The sequence below is a fragment of the Halovenus carboxidivorans genome (genome assembly GCF_009831575.1).
GTDB lineage: Archaea > Halobacteriota > Halobacteria > Halobacteriales > Haloarculaceae > Halovenus > Halovenus carboxidivorans.
This window is the reverse complement of the sequence record NZ_WUUT01000004.1, coordinates 62176-82491: the sequence shown is the minus strand read 5'-3', so window position 1 is coordinate 82491 and position 20316 is coordinate 62176. Positions and strand designations below refer to the sequence as shown.

Sequence of the window (20316 nt, the reverse complement as noted above, 5' to 3'; positions counted from 1 at the left end):
CCTCGAAGTCAGGCCTCGTCGACCGGAATCCGTGTCTCCTCCGTGACGGCGTGTTTCGGGACGGTGAGTTCGAGGACGCCGCGCTCGACGGTCGCCTCCGCCGCCGTCGGATCGGCGTCCGGCGGCAGCGGGAGGTCGACATCGAGAAACAGCGAGCGCTCCTCGGAGAGGAACCGGAACTCGCGGGAGACGTCCTTGCTGCGCCGGGCTTCGATGCGCAGCCGGTTGCTCTCGGCGCTGATGTCGATGGTCTCGGCAGTCGCTCCCGGAAGGTCGATCACGAGGAGATAGCTATCTTCCCCTTCCAGGATATCGGCGAACACGGCCTCTGGGAGATCACGCAACGCATCGCGCAGCGCTGACATATCCGGCCGTATGGACGGAACAATCGTAAACCCCCCGGTCTCGGCAGAGGAACGCCGTCGTTTTACGGACTGAGCGGATAGAAGAGTGTAATGAGCCAGGAAACGAGCGAGCGGCCCGACGGCGATCTGCGTAACACCGGTATGTCTCTGCGGCACGACCGCGAGTGGGATTACGAACTCGACCGGATCGTCGACGCCGTTGCCGAACGCGACGCCGAGACCGTCGGCCTGCAGTTCCCGGAAGGACTCAAACGCCGCGGTCCGGGCGTCGCCAGCGATCTGCGCGAACTACTTCCAGACGACGTGTCGGTGATGATCTCCGGACAGCCCTGTTACGGGGCCTGTGATCTCGACACCTACCTGATGAAACGGACCGACGTGTTCGTCCACTTCGGTCACTCCCCGATGAAAGAGTCCGACCGCATCATCTACGTCCCGCTGTTCTCGAACGTCGATGTCTTCCCGATCATCGACCGGGCACTCGACGAGGAACTCGCACCGCCCGAGGAGGATCCGGACGTGGGGCTGGTCACGACGGCCCAGCACATGAACAAGTTCGACGAGATGCGCGAGTATCTCGAAGACGAGGGGTACACGGTCCACACTCGGCGGGGCGACGAACGGCTGACCCACGAGGGTCAGGTGCTCGGCTGTAACTACGCCTCCGCGGACGTCGACGCCGACCAGATGCTGTACGTCGGCGGCGGGAAGTTCCACCCCCTCGGGCTGGCGATGGAACACCCCGAGAAACACGTCGTCATCGCTGATCCGGTCAACAACGCCGTCTCCGTCGCCGACAACGAGAAGTTCATGAAACAGCGCTACGCGACGGTCCACAAGGCGATGGACGCCGACACGTGGGGCGTGATCTTCTGTACGAAGATCGGACAGGGTCGCTGGGAGCAGGCCCAGGAGATCGTCGAGAACAACGACGACGCCTACCTGATTACGATGGACGAGGTCACCCCGGATCGGCTGCGAAACTTCGGACTCGACGCTTACGTGAACACTGGCTGTCCGCGAATCACGACCGACGACGGTCCGCAGTTCAACAAGCCGATGCTCACCCCCGGCGAGTACGAGATCGCGATCGGCGAGAAGCCGCTTGACAGCCTCGAATTCGACACGTTCCACGGCACGTGGTAACGCCGCCGGTTCCGACCCTACTTATCTGCGCCGCACGTAGTCCCGCCGATGGGATTTCACACGTTCGACCCGGAGATGGCCGACCGACTCGAAGAGCCGACGCGGTTTCGGTTCTGTTCACGAGAGGAGTTGCTCCAGTGGCTCCCGACGGGAGCCGACAGCAGAATACTCGACATCGGCAGTGGAACCGGCTTCTACACGGACGAAGTGGCTCCGTTCGTGGGAAGCGTCGTCGCGCTCGATGTCCAGGCTGTGATGCACGAGCGCTACCGTGAACGAGGCCTGCCGGAGACCGTCGGCCCGGTGACCGCGGACGCCGGGCGACTCCCGTTCTCCGCTAACACATTCGACGGCGCGTTCTCGACGATGACGTTTCACGAGAGCGCGACCGAGCAGTCGGTCAGCGAGTTGTACCGCGTGCTCGCCCCCGACGGACAGGTGGTCATCGTCGACTGGACCGCCTCGGGCGACGGCGAGTCCGGCCCGCCGCTCTCGGAGCGATACGACCTCGATCAAGCCCGGACGCTCCTCTCCGAGGCCGGCTTCGAAATCGAGGTGGCGGCGACCCGCTCGGAGACGTTCGCTCTCGTCGGGCACAAGTAATTACCTATAGTTATTCGGAAGTCTTTTAGTATTAACAGCGGTATTTCCGTGTAGATGTCGACACGGAGTCAACTGACCCAGCAGCTCGGGGTCGTCGCGGGGTTCGACGATCCGCGGGTCGACCTGGAGCAGTACCGGACGCCGCCAGAGCTTGCCTCCTATCTCGTTCACGTGGCCGACCTGCAGGGCGATATCGAGGACCGGACGGTGGTCGATCTCGGCTGTGGCACTGGCATGCTCGGGCTGGCGGCGACGCTACGTGGCCCCCGGCGGGTCATCGGCGTCGATATCGACGCCGCCGCGTTACACACCGCACAGGAGAACCGCGGCCGAATCGCCGCGAAAAGCTCCGTCTCGTGGGTGCAGGCGGACGCGACCCAGGTTCCGCTCGCTCCCGACGAGGAGACGACGGTCGTGATGAACCCGCCGTTCGGCGCACAGGACGGCAACGAACACGCCGACCGGGCGTTTCTGGAGACGACCGCAGAGATCGCGAGCGTCTCGTACTCGATCCACAACGCGGGAAGCTCCGAGTTCGTGGAATCGTTCGCGGCCGACCACGGCGGGGAGATGACCCACGCCTACAGCGCGGAGTTCGACCTTCCGAAGACGTTCGAGCACCACTCGGCGGAGTCAAAGACGATCGACGTGGAGCTGTTTCGTATCGAGTGGTGACCGGGAGAAGACCGGATTTATTGGGGCATAGCCACACACACCAGACGTGACAGCAGCCGATACCGTCGGCGATGACCGTGCGGACGACCCGGAGCCGAGACCGACTGCGCCGGACGAGCGGATCGTCAGCCTCGACGTGCTCCGGGGCATCGCGATTTTCGGGATTCTGATCATCAACATCCAGTCGTTCTCGCTGCCCTCGATCGCCCGGGTCAACCCGACCGAGTACAGCTATTTCAGCGGCGCCGACCTGTGGGTCTGGCTCGGCAGCCACGTCTTCTTCGAGCAGAAGTTCATCGCGCTGTTTTCGGTGCTGTTCGGCGCGGGGATCGTCCTCTTCATGCAGTCGAAGCAGGACGCCGAACGGTCGGCAATCGTGCTCCACTACCGTCGGACGGCCGTCTTGCTGTTGATCGGACTGGCCCACGCCTACCTGTTCTGGGACGGAGACATTCTGGTCGTCTACGCGGTGTGTGGCTCCCTGGCGGTGCTGTTCTGGGAGGAAAGCCCGAAGCAGTTGCTCGCTATCGGAGCCGTCCTGATCGCGATTCCGACCGTCCTCAGCATCGACGCGGCGTTTCGGATCGGGCTATCGGCCACTCACGACGCCTGGACGGCCGCCGACGGGGCGATTCAGGCCGAGATCGAAGCCTACCAGGGGTCGTGGCTCGACGGCTTCGAGCAGCGGCGCGAGGAAGCGATACAGGCACACACGACACAACTGCTCACCTCGACCGCGTGGCGGTACACCGGGCTGATGCTGTGGGGGATGGCAATGTACAAGTCGGGGCTGTTGACCAACGACTGGTCGCGTCGAACCTACCGGCGGCTGATCCTCCTCGGTGCCGCGGTCGGGTTCGCCTTCGTCGGAGCAGGGCTCTGGATCGTGTTCAGTTACGACTGGGCCGGCGGTGCGGGTGTGCTCAACTGGTCGCTGAACAACATCGGAGCGTTGTTCGTGGCGCTCGCCTACGCGAGTCTCGTGATGTACTACTGCAAGGGTCGCTCCAGCGGCCTGCTCATCACCGTCTGCCAGGCGGTCGGGCGGACGGCGCTCAGCAACTACCTGTTCCAGACCGTCGTCGCGACGACGATTTTCTACGGGTACGGCCTCGGGCTGTTCGGACAGCTCAATCGAGTCGAACAGCTCGGCGTCGTCGTCGCCATCTGGGTCGTCCAAGCGATACTCTCCGTCGTGTGGCTCCGGCGGTTCGAGTACGGTCCCGTCGAGTGGCTCTGGCGGCGCGGCACGTACGGGGACTGGCGGTGAGGCGGACCGAACTATTTATCAGCCGGTGTGACAGTCCATGAGGTATGTCGGGCCGCCCGTCTCGCCGTGGACTGCTGTCCTCTGTCGGCGCCGTTTTCGCGGCATCATTTGCTGGTTGTCTCGATAGCAGTGAGCGCGAGGAAATCGACGTCACCGTGAGCAACGCGTCGACAGTGCCGGTCGATTACGACGTGACGATCGAAGAGGTCGAAAAGACCGGCGCAATAGAGGCGAGCGGGTCGGACCAGTACGAAGACGAACTCCCCCGGCCCGATTCGACGACGCGGTTCGATGTGGTCGGCTCGTTCGAGATCGATGTCCGCGGCAGTCAGAACGAGACGGAACCCCGGGCCGGGTCAGAAACGAGCGGGTCGGCAAACGAGAGCAGCGACGGCCAGCCGGGTGGCGGACGGTTCGGCGCGACTATCGAGGTGACAGCAGACGTGACCAAGATCACGGTCATCTTCACCGGGGACCAGATGAACGTCAACACGGTCACCGCCGAGGCGGGGTAGGCGCAGAGGTCACGACCGAAACGCGGCGATCTGGACGACGGTTCCCTCGTGGCGGGCCAGCAGAGCCGAGCCGTTCCGGCTGAACTGAATCGATCCGATCGTGGTTTTGCCGCCCGGGCCGGGAATCTGCTCGACGCCGATCCGCTCGCCGTCGCGTTCCACCACGAGTTCGTAGAACTCATCGGCCGGACGGATCGTGATCGTGCTGTCGTTGATGAGAAGATTCGCCGTGACGGGATCGGCGGCGTACAGTTCCTGCCACCCGTCACCCCGGTTAGCGTACACCTTGTAGGTGCTGTTCGATCCGGCCACCTCCCATCCAGTTCGAGAGATCTCGACCGTCTCGCGCCAGGTGGCGTCGCCGAGAGCGACAGTGGCCGACCGCCGGGTCGCGAGTTCCTGTGCGGAGATGGCAACCCCCCAGCTGTTTCGCTGTGTACTCGTGACGATGACACCGCTTCTGCTCACCGACGGCTCCCAGACGCCGGGGATCTCGAGTGCACCGATATACTGGTCGTCGACGTTCTCGGCGTAGGTGAGGGTGTAGTCACGGACCTCGATCCCACTGCCGTCGGCCGTCGCGGGTCCCCCATCGACCGGAACGAGGTTGTACGGGATACCGATGACCGCGAGGCCGAGGAGAAGTGCGACGAGGATGCCGGTCGCCGCCCTGGCTCCGGAGACATCGAACACCGGGAGCGACGAGTCGCCGGGGTTGCAGGCGGCGACGGCGATGATCGTCGCGAGGACGAACACGCCGGCCGCACCGATCGCAGTAAACAGCACGTAGGTCTCGTTGCCCAGAAACCAGTAGACCGACTGCAGCGAGCGACTGACCGCGAAGACGAGAGCGGCGCCGAAGACGGCGAACAGGTTCGGTTCGCGGTCGCGGTACCGGAGCAACGCGACGCCGAGAAGGACCCCGACAACCAGTCCATAGAGGTGGCCCTGGACCGCGATGTTGGCCCACGACGGCCGGACGAACTGTTCCTGTGCCTGTGCGACGACGAACGGGTCCGTGACGGCGCTGTGCAGGAGACGAACGACCTGGATGGCGACGATGGCAAATACGGTCTCGATTGGCGCGGTGACGATCGTAAAGCCTGCAAAGGCGAACACTACGCCGGAGAATCCGATCACTGCGCCGGGAACGACGACGCTCCCGAGTACGCCGACCGAGACGACGGCGGCCACGAACACCCCGATCCGGGCGTGGGGATTCCCTCGCCAGCCCGACAGGTCCGGATCATCGGGGTAGTGCCGCCAGACGTACTCCGCGACCGGGGCGAAGGCAACGGTCCCGACCATATTGCCGGTGAGGTGGGCGTCGTTGAAGTGTGCAAACGAGGAGAACAGGATCCCCTGTGGATACCACAGCGACCACGAGCGAAACCCGGAGACGATTGGGCCGCCCGGTTTGCCGCCGCCCTGGACCAGATAGTAGACGGCGACCACGGAGACGACGACGAGAGCCGTCCCCCACGGAATCCCGAAGACGAACCGTTCGCGGGGGCCAGCGAACAGTCGAGACCGACCCTCGATACGAGAGAGGACAGACACGGAGACGAGGAGTGCGACCGCGAGCACGGCCAGACTGCCGACTCGAAGAATCGTCTCGTCGATGCCGAGAACGTCGCTCATCATCACAACAGCGGGACGGGAGCGTCTTAAGGCTGTACGACCGCTCCGATCGGGCGTTACTCGTCGGGATCGTAGGGGTGTGCGATGTCGGTCGAGGGTGCTCCGACGCCGAGGACGACGACGGGTTCGTCGGCCGTGTCGGGATTGTACGCACGGTGGGGACTCTCCGGGTGGGCAACGAAGAGTTCGCCGGCCTCGACCTCGTACTCGCCGTCGGGGGTCTCGACGGTGAGTTGTCCTTCGCGGACGGAGAACAGTTCTTCGCGCTGTTCGTGGTAATGGTAGCTCCGGGGGAGTTGTTCGCCCGGGGCGAGTTCGTAGACGGCGGCAGCGAGCAGTCCGAGATCAGCGTCGTCGCTGACCGAGCGGCGGTCACAGGGATACTCCGGAGTCGACGGAAGTTCCTCGGGGTCGATGCAGTGATAGGTGTACTCGGAGTCAGCCATACCCGAATCGAGGGGTGGGAGTGTCCTGTTCCTTTCGACGCCATCGTGGGTGAATCTCACAGACGGCAACCGAAACACAATCCTTAAGCGGTGACCGAGGTTATGAACTGATAGCGGGATGGGATAGCTAGGAGATTCCGGCGGGCTCATAACCCGCAGATCGGTGGTTCAAATCCACCTCCCGCTACTTTCTGATGAACCACACGACGAGCGAAGCGAGTCGTCTGTGAATCAAAGTTCCTGACTGGATTTGGACGAGGGAGGGGACCGAAACGACCGGGGTTCAAATCCACCGCCCGCTACTCCGTCCGAGATACGCTCACGTCCCGGTGACGGGGCGGAACGAAAGCCTATTTTTCTCGACGGCAAAGGCTTCTGTAATGGAAGTCGCAATCATCACGGTCGGGGACGAACTGCTGGCGGGGGATACGGTAAACAGCAACGCGACGTGGCTGGCCGACCAGATCACAGACCGAGGTGCGACCGTCGAGCGCGTGCTCGCACTCCCCGACGACCGCGCGGTGATTGCCGACCGAGTGCGGGCCTACAACGACGAGTTCGACGCCGTCCTCGTGACCGGCGGGACGGGGGGAACGCCGGACGACGTGACGATGGAAGCCGTCTCGGACGCCTTCGACCGCGAGATGGTCGTCCGGGAACCCGTCCTCGAAACGATCGAGGAGAAGATCAGACGGTACGAGGAGGCCCGGCCCGAACTCGAACTCGACATCGACATGGAGGCGGAGGCGTCCCTGCCGGCCGGGAGTCGTCCACTGTCGAATCCCGAGGGGCTCGCACCCGGCTGTGTCATCGAGAACGTCTACGTCATGCCGGGCATCCCGGACGAACTGAAGGCGATGTTCGAGACTGTCGCCGAAGCTTTCGACGGCGAGAGCCGGTCGACCTTCCTGTACACCGTCGAGCCGGAGGGCAACATCGTCTGGGCGCTCGACGAGGTCCAGTCGGAGTTCGACGTGTCCGTGGGCTGTTACCCCGACCGCGAGGAAGGACACAACCGGCTGAAGATCACCGCGACCGACCAAGACGCACTCGACGGCGCGGCCGCGTGGTTACTCGAGGAAATCAACGCCAGCGAGACGAAGGTTTCACGGGACTGGTCCTGAGAGAGTCGGCGTTCTGCGTGCGAGTTTCCCGCCCCTGCGTTCGCCGGTACTGGATAGCACCGACCAGCGTCGGAAAACGTGACACGGAGTCACAAAACTTATTCCGAAATTGGAACAGGTCTGTCGTATGGCCCCGGTGCCGACAGTCAACGTGTTGTTGCTGATCGCCGCACCGGTCTGTCTCGTTGGCGGGGCTATCGCGGTCTACTTGACATCCAAGGGAACGCTCCCCGTCTATCTACTGTACATCCTGCTGGGTGTTGCAGTCGCGGTGGTTACGCTCCTCGGTGCCGGAGTGATCGATGCGAACGGCGAGAAAATCGAGTACACCGTCGAGCAGTGTCCGGACCGCGGCGGAGAGAACGGGACGGACAACCGTACGATGACTGCGGAGACCCGATACAGCGAGCTATCGCCGGAAGCGCAGGACGTGTTCCGCTCGGCGCTGGAAGCGTCCCGAGCGGGTGAGGTGTACGTCACGCGCAGACACCCCGAGGAGTTCGACCTGCTGCTGGATACGACTCAGAATATAAACGAGATCCAGTACGAGTCGGAGTGTTACGAGCTAACAGCACAGTACACGGGGAACGTACAGGCCAACATTCTCTCGGCACTCGTCTCTGTCGTAGGCCTCGGTATCGCAGTCGGACTGGCCGTTGGCGGTCTGATCAGACGCAGACGGCGACAGCGACAGCGTTGGATCGAGGCAGACACGCTCGAAGAGTCTGGATCACGGCGGTGCCCGGACTGTAATAGATACATCGGCGCGGATGCAGAGGAGTGCCAGCGTTGTGGCTGGTCGTCTCCTGACAACGGCACACAGGACTCCGACTGACGAGCACTCGACTGTCCCACCAGTCGACCCGCGAGACTCGCGTGAGAAGCCGATACGACCCACGACTGAACTGACATCTCAGGACCGTTTCAGCGCTTCGAGTTCCCCCTCTTTCTCGTTGATCTTCCGGCGGTAGGCCTCCTTGTTCTCGAAGTTGGCCGATTCGAGTTGAGCGCGCAACGCGAGCAGCTGCATCTGGAGTTCGCGGGCGCGTTCGGCGTGTTCCTCGGGGATTCCGTCGGGGAGGTCGTCGGGGAACTCCTCGCTCATGGACGGGGGTTAGCGCCGAGGCACCTCCCTGTTTCGCTCCCGGAACTAATCGTCGTCTACGGGGCGAGTGCTCGTCGTCTCGGTGGCGGGCGACGGCTCCGCGATAGCACCCATCGCCTCGTGAAAGCCGAGCACCAGCGCCGGGACGACGATCATGAAGATGTGCTCCTCGACCGGGATGCCGAACAGGTCGTAGCCCGAGCGCATCACGATCTCGAAGACGCCGACCTCCAGGGTGTACCAGTCCCAGAGGTACGCGATCGGATAGACGGCGGCGATAGTCCGTGCGGCCGAGCGGAGCGAACCGGCGTAATAGAGCAGCCCGAACGCGACTGCTCCGAAGACGAGCTCGGTCGCCAGGTAGGTGTAGGGACCGAGAACCGTGATGTCCGGAAGGGTGGCCCCGGAGAGCGGTCGGAACCAGACCGCGACCAGCAGGAGCGCGAGGAAGACGTACGCGCCGCGGATCAGAAGCATCGTCGCAATCGTCGGCCGAGCGCGGCGGGCGACGAGCGCGACGGAGCCGAAGGCGAGAGCAGCGACGGGCGACGAAGGAGGGAACAGGCCGCTGATCGTCCCCCAGAGCACCCCGACGAGTCCGAGCGCGAGCAACGAGACGGCGATGGTTCGGCCCGGCGACCGCCCGACCAGCACCGAGACCGTTCGCTTGTCGATAGAGCGGTCGTACTCGTAATCCTGTTCGTCGTCGATGATCTTCACTCCCGCCAGCGTCGTCAGAAAGACCAGCGCGAAGCCGAGGATGGCGGGGGTCAGTGTGCCGGTCTGGACGACGAAACCGCCGAGTATCGCCAGTGCGATGCCGGTCGGATACCCCAGCGTCGTCGTCACCGGGTTGGTGTCCAGTTGCGGGGCGTGGAGATAGCCGATGAACCACGTCGGCAGCGTGATCAGCGCCGCACCGGAACCGACGAGAACACCCAGCGCGAGCGTACAGGCAGCGAATCCGACGCCAGCGGCGAGCAGCGCCGTCCGACAGCCCCACCTCGTCAGCGGGTGATCCTCGTCCTCGCCCCGTTCGTAGAAGTCGATGTAGCCGTCCTTGACGTGGGCGGTGTAGACCGCGAAGAACATCGCGGCCATGTGGATTGCTCCGTGGGACATCGTGACCCCGCCGGCGACGACCGCACCGAACCACGAGGCCGCCAGGGGCGGAATCATAAAGACCGGGTGGACCTGGGAGAGAAGGGCCGCAATCTCCGCCCGGAGTCCGGACTCGTGCCGTGCGAATGCCATGCACACTCATAGTCCTCGGATGAATTAACAGTATCGGCGAAAGCGACGGCTACTGACGCGGTAGGAACAGATTTCGGCGCGGGGCGCTATTCGATGACGAACATCGGATCGCCCATGTCGACGCTGTCGCCCTCGCTGATCGCGACCTCGGCGACGGTTCCGCCGTATTCTGCGACGATGTCGTTTTCCATCTTCATCGCTTCGAGGACGCAGAGCACGTCACCGGCGGCGACTTCGTCGCCCTCGCTGACGTTGATTTCGAGGATCGTTCCCTGCATCTCCGCGGAGACGGTCTCGCCGTCGGCGCTGACGCTGGTGGATCCGGAGTCGTCGTCGCCGGGTCCGGCGCGGTCGGGTCGCTGGGACTGGCCGCCGCCCCCGCCACCGCTGTCGCCGCCGCTCGGGGCCTGAATCGGCGGTGCGCCCCGTTCTTCGAGTTCGACCTCGAAGCGCTTGCCGTCGACTTCGACGGTGAACTCCCGCTGAGTGACCTCCTCGTCGCTCTCGGCGGTCGAGGTCTCCGTTCCCCACCGCTTTTGGGCCTCCTCGATGCGGGAGTGGTCCATGTGTTCGTCGAGGTACTTCGTCGTGTGGAGGCCGTCGACGAAACGCTGGTCGTCGAGCATCATCCGATGGAACGGGATGATCGTGACGATGCCCTCGATCTCGTACTCCGCGAGGGCGCGTTTGGCGCGGGCGATGGACTCGGTTCGGTCCTCGCCGCTGACGATCAGTTTCGCGACCATCGAGTCGTAATCCGTCACGAGGTCGTCGCCCTGCCGGAGCGCGTCGTCCATCCGGACGCCGACGCCGCCCGGTGGGTCGTACGTCTCCAGCGTGCCGCCGGTGGCGGGCGCGAACTCGTTCGCGGCGTTCTCGGCGTTGATTCGGAACTCGAAGGCGTGGCCCTCGATGTCCACGTCGTCCTGCGAGAAGGACAGTTCCTCGCCCTGTGCGACCCGCAGTTGCCACTTGACGATGTCGATGCCCGTGATCTCCTCGGTGACGCAGTGTTCGACCTGGATCCGGGTGTTGACTTCGAGGAAGTAGAAGTCCGTCTCCGGGCCGAGCAGGTCGTCCGGGTCGCGGTCGGGATCCTCCTCGACGAGGAACTCGACGGTGCCCGCGTTGACGTAATCGGCCTCCTGGACGCCCTGGCGGGCGGCTTCACCGATCTCCTCGCGGAGTTCGTCCGACAGCGCGGGCGAGGGCCCCTCCTCGATGACCTTCTGGTGACGGCGCTGCAGCGAGCAGTCCCGCTCACCGAGGTGACGGACGTTTCCGTGGTGGTCGGCGATGATCTGCACCTCGACGTGGCGCGGGTTTTCGAGGTAGCGCTCCAGGTAGACCGAGTCGTTGTCGAAGTACGCCTCGCCCTCGCGTTTGGCGGTATCGAGTTTGTCCTCGACCTCCTCTTCGCCGCGGACGACGGTCATCCCCCGGCCGCCGCCGCCCCCCTCCGCCTTGATCGCCACGGGGAAGCCGTACTCCTCGCCGAACTCCGTCACTTCCTCCGGTTCGGTCACCGGGTCGGTCGTCCCGGGGACGATGGGAACGCCCGCTTCGTCCATGATCGTCCGAGCCTTCGTCTTCTCGCCGAGTTGCTCCATTCCTTCGCTGGACGGACCGATCCACGTCACCCCCTCGGTCTCCTCGACCTTGCCGGCGAAGACCGCATTCTCCGCGAGAAATCCGTAGCCGGGATGGATCGCGTCCGCGCCGGAGCGTTTGGCGGCGTCGATGATCGCCTCGTGGTCGAGATACGAGTCCGCCGCCCGCGCCGGGCCGACGTTGTAAGCCTCGTCGGCGTACCGGACGTGTCCGGCGTGTTTGTCCGCTTCGCTGTAGACCGCGACGGTATCGATTCCGAGATCCTCACACGCGCGCATGACCCGAACCGCGATCTCACCGCGGTTCGCGACCAGTACCTTGTCGAATGTGTCTCCTGTCATGTGTTAGTATCTGTCTGCTCGTCCTGCTGCTGTCCACCTGTCGGTCGGTACCTCTCGCGGGACGCGGCGGGTGCCGATCCCGACTCCCTCCAGACGACCGGCGAAGGCGAACCGCTCGCCCTCCCAGTCCTCGTCGTCGGGTTCCTCCTCGTCGGCCGCCGCCGCGGCCGCCTGCTGATCCCTGATATGTGCCCCCATAGCCGCCGAGATGGCCGCCGCTTCCGAGGCGGACGCGTCCGGCGGGATCGTTACCCGGTGACCGTCGATCTGTACCGACTGCATCTCCTCGTCCATACTCGTCCCCCCCATATCAAAGTGGGATGTTCCCGTGTTTCTTCTCCGGTTGTGACTTTCGCTTCGAGCGGAGCATCTCCAGGTCGCTGATGAGTTGTGGCCGAGTTTTCTCCGGTTCGATCACCGCGTCGACGAACCCGCGGTCCGCGGCGGTGTAGGGGTTTGCGAACTGATCGCGGTACTCGTCGATGAGTTCCTTGCGGCGAGCCTCCGGGTCGTCGGCCGCTTCGAGTTCGTCGCTGTACAGCACGTTGACCGCGCCCTTCGGCCCCATCACCGCCACCTCGGCGGTCGGCCAGGCGTAGTTGACATCCGCGCCGATGTGCTTCGAGGCCATCACGTCGTAGGCGCCGCCGTAGGCCTTCCGCGTGATGACCGTCATCAGCGGCACCGTGGCCTCGGAGAACGCGTAGAGCAGTTTCGCGCCGTGGACGATGATCCCGTTGTGTTCCTGATCGGTCCCGGGCATGAACCCGGGCACGTCGACGAACGTCAGGATCGGGATGTTGAAGGCGTCACAGAATCGCACGAACCGGGCGGCCTTCCGCGAGGATTTGATATCGAGCGTGCCGGCGTTGACCCGGGGCTGGTTGGCGACGATGCCGATAGAGTGGCCGTCGAGTCGACCGAAGCCGGTGACGATGTTGCGGGCGAAGGAATCGGCGACCTCGAAGAACGAGCCCTCGTCGACGACGCTGTCGATCACGTCGACGATGTCGTATGGCTTGCGGGGTTCGTCTGGGACGATCTCGCGGAGTTGTTCGTCCTCGCGGTCGGGGTCGTCCCACGGATCGAGCCGCGGCGGATCTTCGAGGTTGTTCTGTGGGAGATAGGAGAGGAGATACCGGATATCGTCGAGCGCTTCCTTCTCGTCGGCGGCGGTGAACTGCGCGACGCCGGATTCGGAGGCGTGTGTGCTCGCGCCCCCGAGTTCGTCGAACCCGACCTGCTCGCCCGTGACCGTCTCGATCACGTCCGGCCCGGTGATGAACATGTGACTGGTGTCCTCGACCATCATGATGAAGTCCGTGATCGCCGGCGAGTAGACGGCCCCGCCCGCGCAGGGACCCATGATCGCCGAGATCTGGGGGATGTAGCCGCTGGCCTGCTGGTTGCGGTGGAAAATCTCCGCGTAACCGGCCAGCGAGTCGATTCCTTCCTGGATTCGGGCGCCGGCGGAGTCGTTCAGTCCGATCACCGGCGCGCCCGTCTCCATCGCCTTGTCCATCACCTTGGTGACCTTCTCGGCGAAGACCTCGCCCAGCGAGCCACCGAGAACGGTGAAGTCGTGCGCGAAGACGAAGACAGTGCGGCCGTTGACCTCGCCGTAGCCCGTCACCACCCCGTCACCGGGGTACGTCTTCTCCTGCATGTCGAAGGTGTGAGTCCGATGCGTCCGAAACTGATCGAACTCGGTGAACGTCCCGTCGTCGAGGAAGTAATCGATGCGTTCGCGGGCGGTGAGTTTCCCCTTCTCGTGCTGGGACTCGATGCGCTCCTCGCCCCCGCCTTTGCGCGCCTGTTCACGTTTCTCCCGTAGTTCGTTGATTCGGTCTTCCATCGTCATAGCTGCGTGCTCCCGACCATCCGTTGGCCATTGAATGCACAAGCACGGGCAAAAGGATTCCGCAACGGTACGAACAGAACTGTCGGGACACCCGCCCACGGGAACCGAGGCGGAACGTCCCCAGACGTGCGTTCACAGTTCGTTCGACGGGCCGCAGTGGCGCGTTCCTCGGGGAGAAAACGGTGCCGGTGAGCCGCCCGCTACGATCAGTGTTCGACGAGTCCGGCCTGTCGGGCGGCGTCTTCCGGGTTCGCGCCGTCGTGGATGACAGACGCGATTGCCTCGGTGATCGCCTCGGGGGTCTCGTGCTGGAAGATAGACCGTCCCATCGAGACGCCGGCCGCACCGGCGTCGATTGCGCCGCGGACCATCGACAGCGTCTCCGTGTCGGTCCCCTTGCTTCCGCCGGCGATGACGACCGGCAGCCGCGTCGCCTCGACGACGCGCTGGAAGCTCTCGGGGTCGCCGGAGTAGGCGGTCTTGATCAGATCCGCGCCGAGTTCCTCGCCGAGTCGGGTGGCGTGTGCCAGATCCTCGGCGTAGCCTTCGGGGTTGCTCTGGTCGCGCACGTCGTGACCCCGGGCGTAGGTCATCGCCAGCACCGGCATGCCGTACTCCTCGGCCGTGCTGGTCAGTTCACCGAGTTGCGAGATCTGCTCGGGTTCGTACTCGCTGCCGACGTTGATGTGGAAAGAGACGGCGTCGGCGCCGGCTCGGATGGCGTCTTTGACCGTGCCGGTCGGTCGCTTGTCCCGCTCGTCCGGGCCGATGGAGGTGGAGCCGTTGAGATGGACGATGTACCCCGCGTCGTTTTTGCTCTCGTGGACCCGTGGCGCGATCCCCTTCTGCGTGAGCACGGCGTCCGCGCCGCCGCGCGTGACGGCGTCGATTGTCGATTCGATCTCGGCCAGCCCGCTGACTGCGCCGAGTGTGATTCCGTGATCCATCGGGACGATCAGGTGTTTCCCACCTGTCCCGATGCGGTCGAGTCGTGCGGACTTCCCTGCGGTCATCGTGTCACCCTCTGGCATAAGCGAATATGTTAGTTCCGGTTGCGGGTTACTGCTCGACGGGCGCGCCGGCGAGCGCCCCCTCTTTTAGCTCCCGGGCTTTCGCCTCCAGTCGGTCGGCGACCACCTCGGTCGAATCGCCGTTTTCGTACCCTTCGGCGACGATATCGACCAGGGCGGAGCCGACGATGATCCCGTCCGCGCCCGCTCGAACGATCCGCTCGGCGTGGTCGCCGGTCTTGATCCCGAAGCCGACGGCTTTGGGCACGTCCCAGTCGGCGATCCGAGCGAGCGAGCGCTCCGTGTAATCGGACACCTCGTCGCGGGCACCCGTCGTGCCGAGGCGCGCCTGGACGTAGACGTAGCCCGACACCTGCTCTTTCATCGTTTCGAGGCGGTCGCCCTCGGTCGTCGGCGCGACGATGAACACGAGATCCAGCCCGAACTCGTCACAGGCCGCCCGGAGCGGTCCCGCCTCCTCGGCCGGGAGGTCGGGGACGACGAAGCCCTCGATACCCGCCTCGGCGGCGGCCTCGACGAACGACCGCGGGCCGTCGCTCTCGCCGTACTGGTAGATCAGATTGTAGTAGGTCATACAGACCAGCGGCACGTCTACGTCGACCTCGCGGACGAACTCGAGATACCGGTCCGGGGTCATGCCGGCGTCGAGTGCCCGGACGATTGCCTCCTGAATCGTCGTTCCCTCGGCGATGGGTTCGGAGAAGGGGAGGCCGAGTTCGATCGCGTCCGCGCCGCCGCGGGCGAGCGCTTCGACGTACTCGATCGAGGCCTCGTAGCTCGGATCACCAGCCGCGAGATACGGGACGAAGGCGGGTTCGTCCGCGAAGGCCGCTTCGAGGCTCACAGCATCCCACCTCCGATCTCCCGGAAGATGCTCATGTCGGGCGCGTTGTCCAGATCGCGGTTGCCAGTCTCCTCGATGACGGTTTCGAGATCCTTGTCGCCGCGCCCGGAGACGTTGACGATCACCGTCTCACCGAGGCCGTCGTGGTGTTCTTCGAGATAGCCGAAGGCGTGGGCGGTCTCCAGCGCCGGGATGATTCCCTCGTCCTGAGAGAGGCGGTGGAAGGCTTCGAGCGCGGTATCGTCGTCGACGTTGACAGGTTCGACACGGCCCTCGTCGACGAGATGGGCGAGTTCCGGTCCGACGCCGGCGTAGTCCAGCCCCGCCGAGACGGAGTGTGACTCCATGATCTGGCCGTCGCTGTCCTGCAGGAGTTTCGTCCGCGCGCCGTGGAGCACTCCCTCCTCGCCGGTCGACAGCGAGGCGGAGTTGGGCGCGACCCCCTCCTCCTCGTCGACCGACAGCGAGGAGCCGCCGGCCTCGACCGCGTAGAGGTCGACGGTCTCGTCCTCGACGAAGTTGTGGAACATGCCCATCGTGTTCGATCCCCCGCCGGCACACGCGAGGACGCTATCCGGCAGGTCGCTGGTTTTCTCCTGGATCTGCTCGCGGGCCTCCTCGGAGATGAGTGCCTGGAAATCCCGGACCATCGACGGGAACGGATGGGGGCCGACGACGGACCCGATCACGTAGTGAGTGTTCTCGACCGTTCGCGCCCAGTCGCGCATCGTCTCGCTGATCGCCTCCTTGAGCGTCCCGCGGCCGGTCGTTACGGGGTTGACCTCCGCCCCGTTGGTTCGCATCCGGAAGACGTTGGGGCGCTGGCGAGCGATATCCGTCTCGCCCATGTAGATCTCACAGGGCATGTCGAGGTGGGCGGCGGCCATCGCCGTCGCGGTGCCGTGCTGGCCCGCGCCGGTCTCCGCGATGATCCGCTCTTTGCCCATGTACTTCGCCAGCAGCACCTGGCCGAGGGCGTTGTTCAGTTTGTGTGCGCCGCCGTGCAGCAGATCCTCCCGCTTGAGATAGACCTCGGTGTCGTACCGCTGTGAGAGCTGATCGGCCCGCTGCAGCGGCAGCGGCCGGCCGCCGAAATCCGCCATCCGCTCGCGGAATTCGTCCATGAAGCCGTCCTCGTTGTCCAGGACGTACCGCTCGTATGCATCCGTCAGTTCCTCGATTGCCGGCATCAACGCCTCCGGCACGTACTGTCCGCCGTACTCGCCAAACTTGCTATCGGTACTCATTGGTTATTGCTCCGTCTCTGTGGTCGTTAGCCTTCGGGTGTTCGCCGCCACGTCGCCGTCCATGATGGCCGAACCGACCAGCAACGCGTCGGCACCGGCCGCTCGCATCCGCTCGACATCCCCCTGCGTGCTGATCCCGCTCTCGGCGATCAGCGTCACGTCCTCGGAACCGCTCGGTGCGACGGACTCGAACGTCGAGAGGTCGACGTCCAGTCGAGCCAGGTCGCGGTTGTTGACCCCGATGATCTCCGCACCCGCGTCGAGTGCCGTCTCGACCTCCGCCTCTGTGTGGGTCTCGACGAGCACCTGGAATCCCCGCTCGCGCGCCGCGGTGACGAGTTCGTCGAGGTCGTCGACGAAGCGAGCGATCAGGAGAATCAGATCCGCCTCGACGGTGTCGAGTTGGTCCTCCCGAAGGATGAAATCCTTCCGGAGAACGGGGACGTCGACCGCCTCGCGCACCGCCCGCAGCGTCTCCGGCGACCCGCCGAAATGCTCGGGTTCGGTCAGCACCGACAGCGCCGTCGCGCCGCCGTCGACCATCTGCTCGGCCAACTCGACCGGATCGTCGCGGCGCTCGCCGTCGGTCGTCGGGGACGTCGGTTTGATCTCCGCGATGATCGGTACCCGACCCGCCGCCTCCGCACGCTGGATCGCCGCCGGCAGGGGGCGCGGATCGACGCTCACTCGCTCGTCGCCGCCACCGCGCTGTCGTGCCGTCGCGAGAATCGACTCGACGGCCGGCGCGATGCCACCAGTATCGGTCATTACTGAACACTAATGCACAGAGATGTACATAAGACTTGCGTACGGCCGTCAGTCGGTCGGGGAGTCGTCGGGGTCGTCCAGCGGGGCCTCGTCGTCGATGTCGGGAGTCGAAGGGTCCGGTTCGACGCCGGTCGTGTCGTAGTCCGGCCCCCCTTTGGTGCCGAACAGCCGTTCGCGGAGCGTCCGTTCGTGACGTTTCTCCGCCAGCAGCACCGAACACTCGACTTCCTGGAGAACATCCAGGACGAGCGACCCTCTCGCGAGACGGGAGAGCAGTCCCTTCTCGGTCGCGCCGATTATCAACAGCGTGGCCTCCTCCGCGGCACGGGCAATGCCGGCCTGCACGTCGCCGGTGTCGACGCGTATCTCCGCGTCGGAGAGGTTGTGATCGACAGCCCACGAGCGCAGGAACTGTCGACCCTTCTCCTCGTCGTCGGCGACGTGGAGGAGCGTCACGTCGGCACCGGTCTGGTCGGACAGCGCCCGGGCGACCGCCGCGGCGAGGTCGGAGTCCGGGCCGCCAGCGGTCGGGAGCAGGATCCGCGAGGGATCGAAGTCCCGGTCGCGCAGAACCAGGAAATCACAGGGCAGTGAGTGTGCGAGTTCGTCGACAATCCCCGTCGACGGGCCGGCCGCGTGGGAGTTCGGCCCCCATCCCATCAGCGTCATATCTGCGCCGTAGCGCCGCGCCGCCGTGAAAATCTCCTCGAAGGGCTCGTGCGAGAGAACGACGTGGGTCTCGATGTCCGCGCCGTAGAACTGGACGTCTTTCTCCGCCTGTTCGATCAGGTGGTGTGCGGCCTCGTACTCCTCCTGATCGCGCGCGCCTTCGAGCGGCGTCTGGTCGGGCACGTCGACGATGTTGACTGCGACGACGGTCCCCTCGCGTTCGCGGGCCAGCGCGGCACCGAGTCGAATGAGGTCTTTCTCGTGGGCGGGGTTCGCGAGCGGGACCATCACCCGGAAGTCGTTGGCCTCCGGCTGGACGGAGGTCGCCGCCGATACGGCCGCGTCCGGCAACTCCTCGGACCGCGAGAGCACCCAGTCGGCGAGGACGCCCGCACTCTCGACGCGCTGGCGTGCGTACAGGAAATACCAGAGAACGGCGAAAACCACGAGCGCCGCACACAGGACGATCACGACCGGTTCGATGAAGTAGATCAACGCGAACGAGGCAATCGCGCCGACGATCGGAACGACCGGATACAGCGGAATCTCGTAGTCCGGATCGTACCCCTCGGGTTCCGCCTCGCGCATGACGATCAGCGCGAGATTAAGCAGACCGTAGACGACCAGATGGAGGACGGAACCGGCAGTCGCCAGCAGTTCGAGATTCCCGAATATGAGAAACACGAGGATCAGAGAGCCGGTGAGCGCGATTGCGCGGTAAGGCGTCCCGAATCGCGGGTGGATTGTGTTCAGTTTCGGCGTGATGATCTTCTCTCGACCCATCGCGAAGTTGATGCGTGACGACGAAAGAATCGAAGCGTTCGCGGAGGATGCCGTGGCCAGCAAGCCGCCGAACAGCAACATTCCCGTACCGACGACGCCGAAGGTGAAAGCGGGCAGACTCAGTTGGCCGAAGAGAGACAAACCCGAAAAGCCGTACTGCGAAAAGAGCAGTTGCGCGGCGTCGACGACGGCTGTGCTGTTGTCTCTGACGAGTTCGTTCGGGACCGCCGCCAACAGGACGATCAGAAACAGCGCATAGATTGTCGTTACGATGAGTACGCTTCCGATGACGGCGATCGGCAGGTTCCGGCCGGGATTTTTGATCTCCTCCGCGACGGAGGTAATCTGGACGAATCCCAGATACGAGACGAAGACGACCGCCGTCACCGGCAGTACCTCCTGTAATGCACCCGGCGGTGCAAGTGGGCGGAGGCTTCGGAGGTCGGCGTTGAACAGCCCCACGAGCATGAAGGTGGTGAGAATTGCGACGAGAATCGCGACGATAGCGATCTGGAGTCCGCCGGTCTCCTTGGCGCCGAGGTAGTTCACCGAGATGAAAAACAGCGCGCCGATCAGCCCGATGACCTGTGCGGCTTCGAGCGAGAACGGACCGCCACCGACCGGCCCGAGACCAATCAGCGTGTTGATATACTCGCCGAGACCGTACATGTAGAAGGCGGAGGCAAAGGCCAGTCCGAGCCAGTTCGCCCAGCCGGTGATCGTCCCGAACAGCGGGCCGAGCGCGCGGTTGACGTAGAAGTACGCACCGCCGGATTTGGGCATTGCCGTGCCGAGTTCCGACGCCGAGAGAGCGGTGAAGATTGCGATCACGCCGCCGAGAACGAAGGTACCAGCCGCGAGCGGCCCGGCCCGGGCGACGGCAGTCCCGGGGAGGACGAAAATACCGGCACCGATCATCGTTCCGATCCCGATTGCCAGCGCCGCAAAGAGGCCGAGGTCCTTCGCGAGTTCCTCGTCGCCACTCACGGCGGCTCACCTCCAGGAGACCACTCAGGC

The 20316-nt window shown here is 64.6% G+C and carries 20 protein-coding genes and 1 tRNA gene; 8 read left to right on the top strand and 13 right to left on the bottom strand.

Annotated features, from left to right (window positions below):
• Window positions 1-8 precede the first annotated feature (8 nt).
• Window positions 9-365 (bottom strand): Hsp20/alpha crystallin family protein, encoded by a 357-nt coding sequence (locus tag GRX03_RS10970; protein WP_159764254.1) that lies wholly within the window; start codon window positions 363-365, stop codon window positions 9-11.
• Window positions 366-455: 90 nt separating this feature from the next.
• Between GRX03_RS10970 and dph2 the strand changes: the two genes are divergently transcribed.
• From dph2 to GRX03_RS10945, 5 genes are read left to right on the top strand one after another with little or no spacing between them, the layout of a single operon-like run.
• Entirely contained in the window at window positions 456-1511 is a 1056-nt protein-coding gene (gene dph2, locus GRX03_RS10965) for a diphthamide biosynthesis enzyme Dph2 (RefSeq protein WP_159764253.1), read from the top strand.
• A gap of 48 nt (window positions 1512-1559) precedes the next feature.
• A complete protein-coding gene (locus tag GRX03_RS10960; protein ID WP_159764252.1) occupies window positions 1560-2114 on the top strand; it encodes a class I SAM-dependent methyltransferase in 555 nt (184 codons plus the stop codon).
• Between the two features lie 54 nt (window positions 2115-2168).
• Entirely contained in the window at window positions 2169-2789 is a 621-nt protein-coding gene (locus GRX03_RS10955) for an METTL5 family protein (protein ID WP_159764251.1), read from the top strand.
• A gap of 46 nt (window positions 2790-2835) precedes the next feature.
• Window positions 2836-4059, top strand: a complete 1224-nt coding sequence (locus GRX03_RS17060) for a DUF418 domain-containing protein (protein ID WP_159764250.1) — start codon at window positions 2836-2838, stop codon at window positions 4057-4059.
• Window positions 4060-4103: 44 nt separating this feature from the next.
• Window positions 4104-4574 (top strand): hypothetical protein, encoded by a 471-nt coding sequence (locus GRX03_RS10945; RefSeq protein WP_159764249.1) that lies wholly within the window; start codon window positions 4104-4106, stop codon window positions 4572-4574.
• A 9-nt stretch (window positions 4575-4583) separates the two neighbouring features.
• Here the strand turns inward: GRX03_RS10945 and GRX03_RS10940 are convergent, their stop codons facing one another.
• On the bottom strand, window positions 4584-6215 hold the full coding sequence (locus tag GRX03_RS10940) for a rhomboid family intramembrane serine protease (RefSeq protein ID WP_159764248.1): 1632 nt from the start codon (window positions 6213-6215) through the stop codon (window positions 4584-4586).
• Between the two features lie 56 nt (window positions 6216-6271).
• Window positions 6272-6661, bottom strand: a complete 390-nt coding sequence (locus tag GRX03_RS10935; RefSeq protein ID WP_159764247.1) for a cupin domain-containing protein — start codon at window positions 6659-6661, stop codon at window positions 6272-6274.
• A gap of 112 nt (window positions 6662-6773) precedes the next feature.
• Here GRX03_RS10935 and GRX03_RS10930 point away from each other — a divergent pair.
• The 3 genes from GRX03_RS10930 to GRX03_RS10920 all read left to right on the top strand — a co-directional run bounded on the left by GRX03_RS10930 (window position 6774) and on the right by GRX03_RS10920 (window position 8620).
• A tRNA-Met gene (locus GRX03_RS10930) sits at window positions 6774-6848 on the top strand.
• A gap of 193 nt (window positions 6849-7041) precedes the next feature.
• Complete coding sequence (locus GRX03_RS10925; RefSeq protein ID WP_159764246.1) at window positions 7042-7785, top strand: competence/damage-inducible protein A; 744 nt, start codon at window positions 7042-7044, stop codon at window positions 7783-7785.
• 127 nt (window positions 7786-7912) lie between these two features.
• Complete coding sequence (locus GRX03_RS10920) at window positions 7913-8620, top strand: hypothetical protein (RefSeq protein ID WP_159764245.1); 708 nt, start codon at window positions 7913-7915, stop codon at window positions 8618-8620.
• Between the two features lie 78 nt (window positions 8621-8698).
• Here GRX03_RS10920 and GRX03_RS10915 read toward each other — a convergent pair whose 3' ends face one another.
• The 10 genes from GRX03_RS10915 to GRX03_RS10870 form a co-directional block, all read right to left on the bottom strand.
• A complete protein-coding gene (locus tag GRX03_RS10915) occupies window positions 8699-8890 on the bottom strand; it encodes a hypothetical protein (RefSeq protein ID WP_159764244.1) in 192 nt (63 codons plus the stop codon).
• Between the two features lie 45 nt (window positions 8891-8935).
• Window positions 8936-10144, bottom strand: a complete 1209-nt coding sequence (locus GRX03_RS10910) for a UbiA family prenyltransferase (RefSeq protein WP_159764243.1) — start codon at window positions 10142-10144, stop codon at window positions 8936-8938.
• Between the two features lie 86 nt (window positions 10145-10230).
• A complete protein-coding gene (locus tag GRX03_RS10905; protein WP_159764242.1) occupies window positions 10231-12096 on the bottom strand; it encodes an acetyl-CoA carboxylase biotin carboxylase subunit in 1866 nt (621 codons plus the stop codon).
• 3 nt (window positions 12097-12099) lie between these two features.
• Window positions 12100-12405, bottom strand: a complete 306-nt coding sequence (locus tag GRX03_RS10900; protein ID WP_303646653.1) for an acc operon protein — start codon at window positions 12403-12405, stop codon at window positions 12100-12102.
• Window position 12406: 1 nt separating this feature from the next.
• Window positions 12407-13951, bottom strand: coding sequence for an acyl-CoA carboxylase subunit beta (locus tag GRX03_RS10895; protein ID WP_159764518.1), 1545 nt, complete (start codon window positions 13949-13951; stop codon window positions 12407-12409).
• 212 nt (window positions 13952-14163) lie between these two features.
• A complete protein-coding gene (locus GRX03_RS10890; protein WP_159764241.1) occupies window positions 14164-14970 on the bottom strand; it encodes a 2-amino-3,7-dideoxy-D-threo-hept-6-ulosonate synthase in 807 nt (268 codons plus the stop codon).
• A 46-nt stretch (window positions 14971-15016) separates the two neighbouring features.
• Window positions 15017-15832: a tryptophan synthase subunit alpha gene (gene trpA, locus GRX03_RS10885; protein ID WP_394351732.1), complete on the bottom strand. Its 816-nt coding sequence runs from the start codon at window positions 15830-15832 to the stop codon at window positions 15017-15019.
• Window positions 15829-17079: a tryptophan synthase subunit beta gene (trpB, locus tag GRX03_RS10880; protein WP_159764240.1), complete on the bottom strand. Its 1251-nt coding sequence runs from the start codon at window positions 17077-17079 to the stop codon at window positions 15829-15831. Before trpB ends, trpA begins: the two co-directional genes overlap by 4 nt.
• A 3-nt stretch (window positions 17080-17082) precedes the next feature.
• Window positions 17083-17847, bottom strand: coding sequence for an indole-3-glycerol phosphate synthase (trpC, locus tag GRX03_RS10875; protein ID WP_159764239.1), 765 nt, complete (start codon window positions 17845-17847; stop codon window positions 17083-17085).
• A gap of 48 nt (window positions 17848-17895) precedes the next feature.
• A complete protein-coding gene (locus GRX03_RS10870; protein ID WP_368278340.1) occupies window positions 17896-20286 on the bottom strand; it encodes an amino acid permease in 2391 nt (796 codons plus the stop codon).
• Between the last annotated feature and the right edge of the window lie 30 nt (window positions 20287-20316).

Excerpts from the sequence above, each read along its gene's own strand:
- GRX03_RS10970 (WP_159764254.1), bottom strand. The coding sequence starts at position 365 with ATGTCAGCGCTGCGCGATGCGTTGCGTGATCTCCCAGAGGCCGTGTTC.
- dph2 (WP_159764253.1), top strand. The coding sequence starts at position 456 with ATGAGCCAGGAAACGAGCGAGCGGCCCGACGGCGATCTGCGTAACACC.
- GRX03_RS10960 (WP_159764252.1), top strand. The coding sequence starts at position 1,560 with ATGGGATTTCACACGTTCGACCCGGAGATGGCCGACCGACTCGAAGAG.
- GRX03_RS10955 (WP_159764251.1), top strand. The coding sequence starts at position 2,169 with ATGTCGACACGGAGTCAACTGACCCAGCAGCTCGGGGTCGTCGCGGGG.
- GRX03_RS10945 (WP_159764249.1), top strand. The coding sequence starts at position 4,104 with ATGTCGGGCCGCCCGTCTCGCCGTGGACTGCTGTCCTCTGTCGGCGCC.
- GRX03_RS10940 (WP_159764248.1), bottom strand. The coding sequence starts at position 6,215 with ATGAGCGACGTTCTCGGCATCGACGAGACGATTCTTCGAGTCGGCAGT.
- GRX03_RS10935 (WP_159764247.1), bottom strand. The coding sequence starts at position 6,661 with ATGGCTGACTCCGAGTACACCTATCACTGCATCGACCCCGAGGAACTT.
- GRX03_RS10925 (WP_159764246.1), top strand. The coding sequence starts at position 7,042 with ATGGAAGTCGCAATCATCACGGTCGGGGACGAACTGCTGGCGGGGGAT.
- GRX03_RS10920 (WP_159764245.1), top strand. The coding sequence starts at position 7,913 with ATGGCCCCGGTGCCGACAGTCAACGTGTTGTTGCTGATCGCCGCACCG.
- GRX03_RS10915 (WP_159764244.1), bottom strand. The coding sequence starts at position 8,890 with ATGAGCGAGGAGTTCCCCGACGACCTCCCCGACGGAATCCCCGAGGAA.
- GRX03_RS10910 (WP_159764243.1), bottom strand. The coding sequence starts at position 10,144 with ATGGCATTCGCACGGCACGAGTCCGGACTCCGGGCGGAGATTGCGGCC.
- GRX03_RS10905 (WP_159764242.1), bottom strand. The coding sequence starts at position 12,096 with ATGACAGGAGACACATTCGACAAGGTACTGGTCGCGAACCGCGGTGAG.
- GRX03_RS10900 (WP_303646653.1), bottom strand. The coding sequence starts at position 12,405 with ATGGGGGGGACGAGTATGGACGAGGAGATGCAGTCGGTACAGATCGAC.
- GRX03_RS10895 (WP_159764518.1), bottom strand. The coding sequence starts at position 13,951 with ATGGAAGACCGAATCAACGAACTACGGGAGAAACGTGAACAGGCGCGC.
- GRX03_RS10890 (WP_159764241.1), bottom strand. The coding sequence starts at position 14,970 with ATGACCGCAGGGAAGTCCGCACGACTCGACCGCATCGGGACAGGTGGG.
- trpB (WP_159764240.1), bottom strand. The coding sequence starts at position 17,079 with ATGAGTACCGATAGCAAGTTTGGCGAGTACGGCGGACAGTACGTGCCG.
- trpC (WP_159764239.1), bottom strand. The coding sequence starts at position 17,847 with ATGACCGATACTGGTGGCATCGCGCCGGCCGTCGAGTCGATTCTCGCG.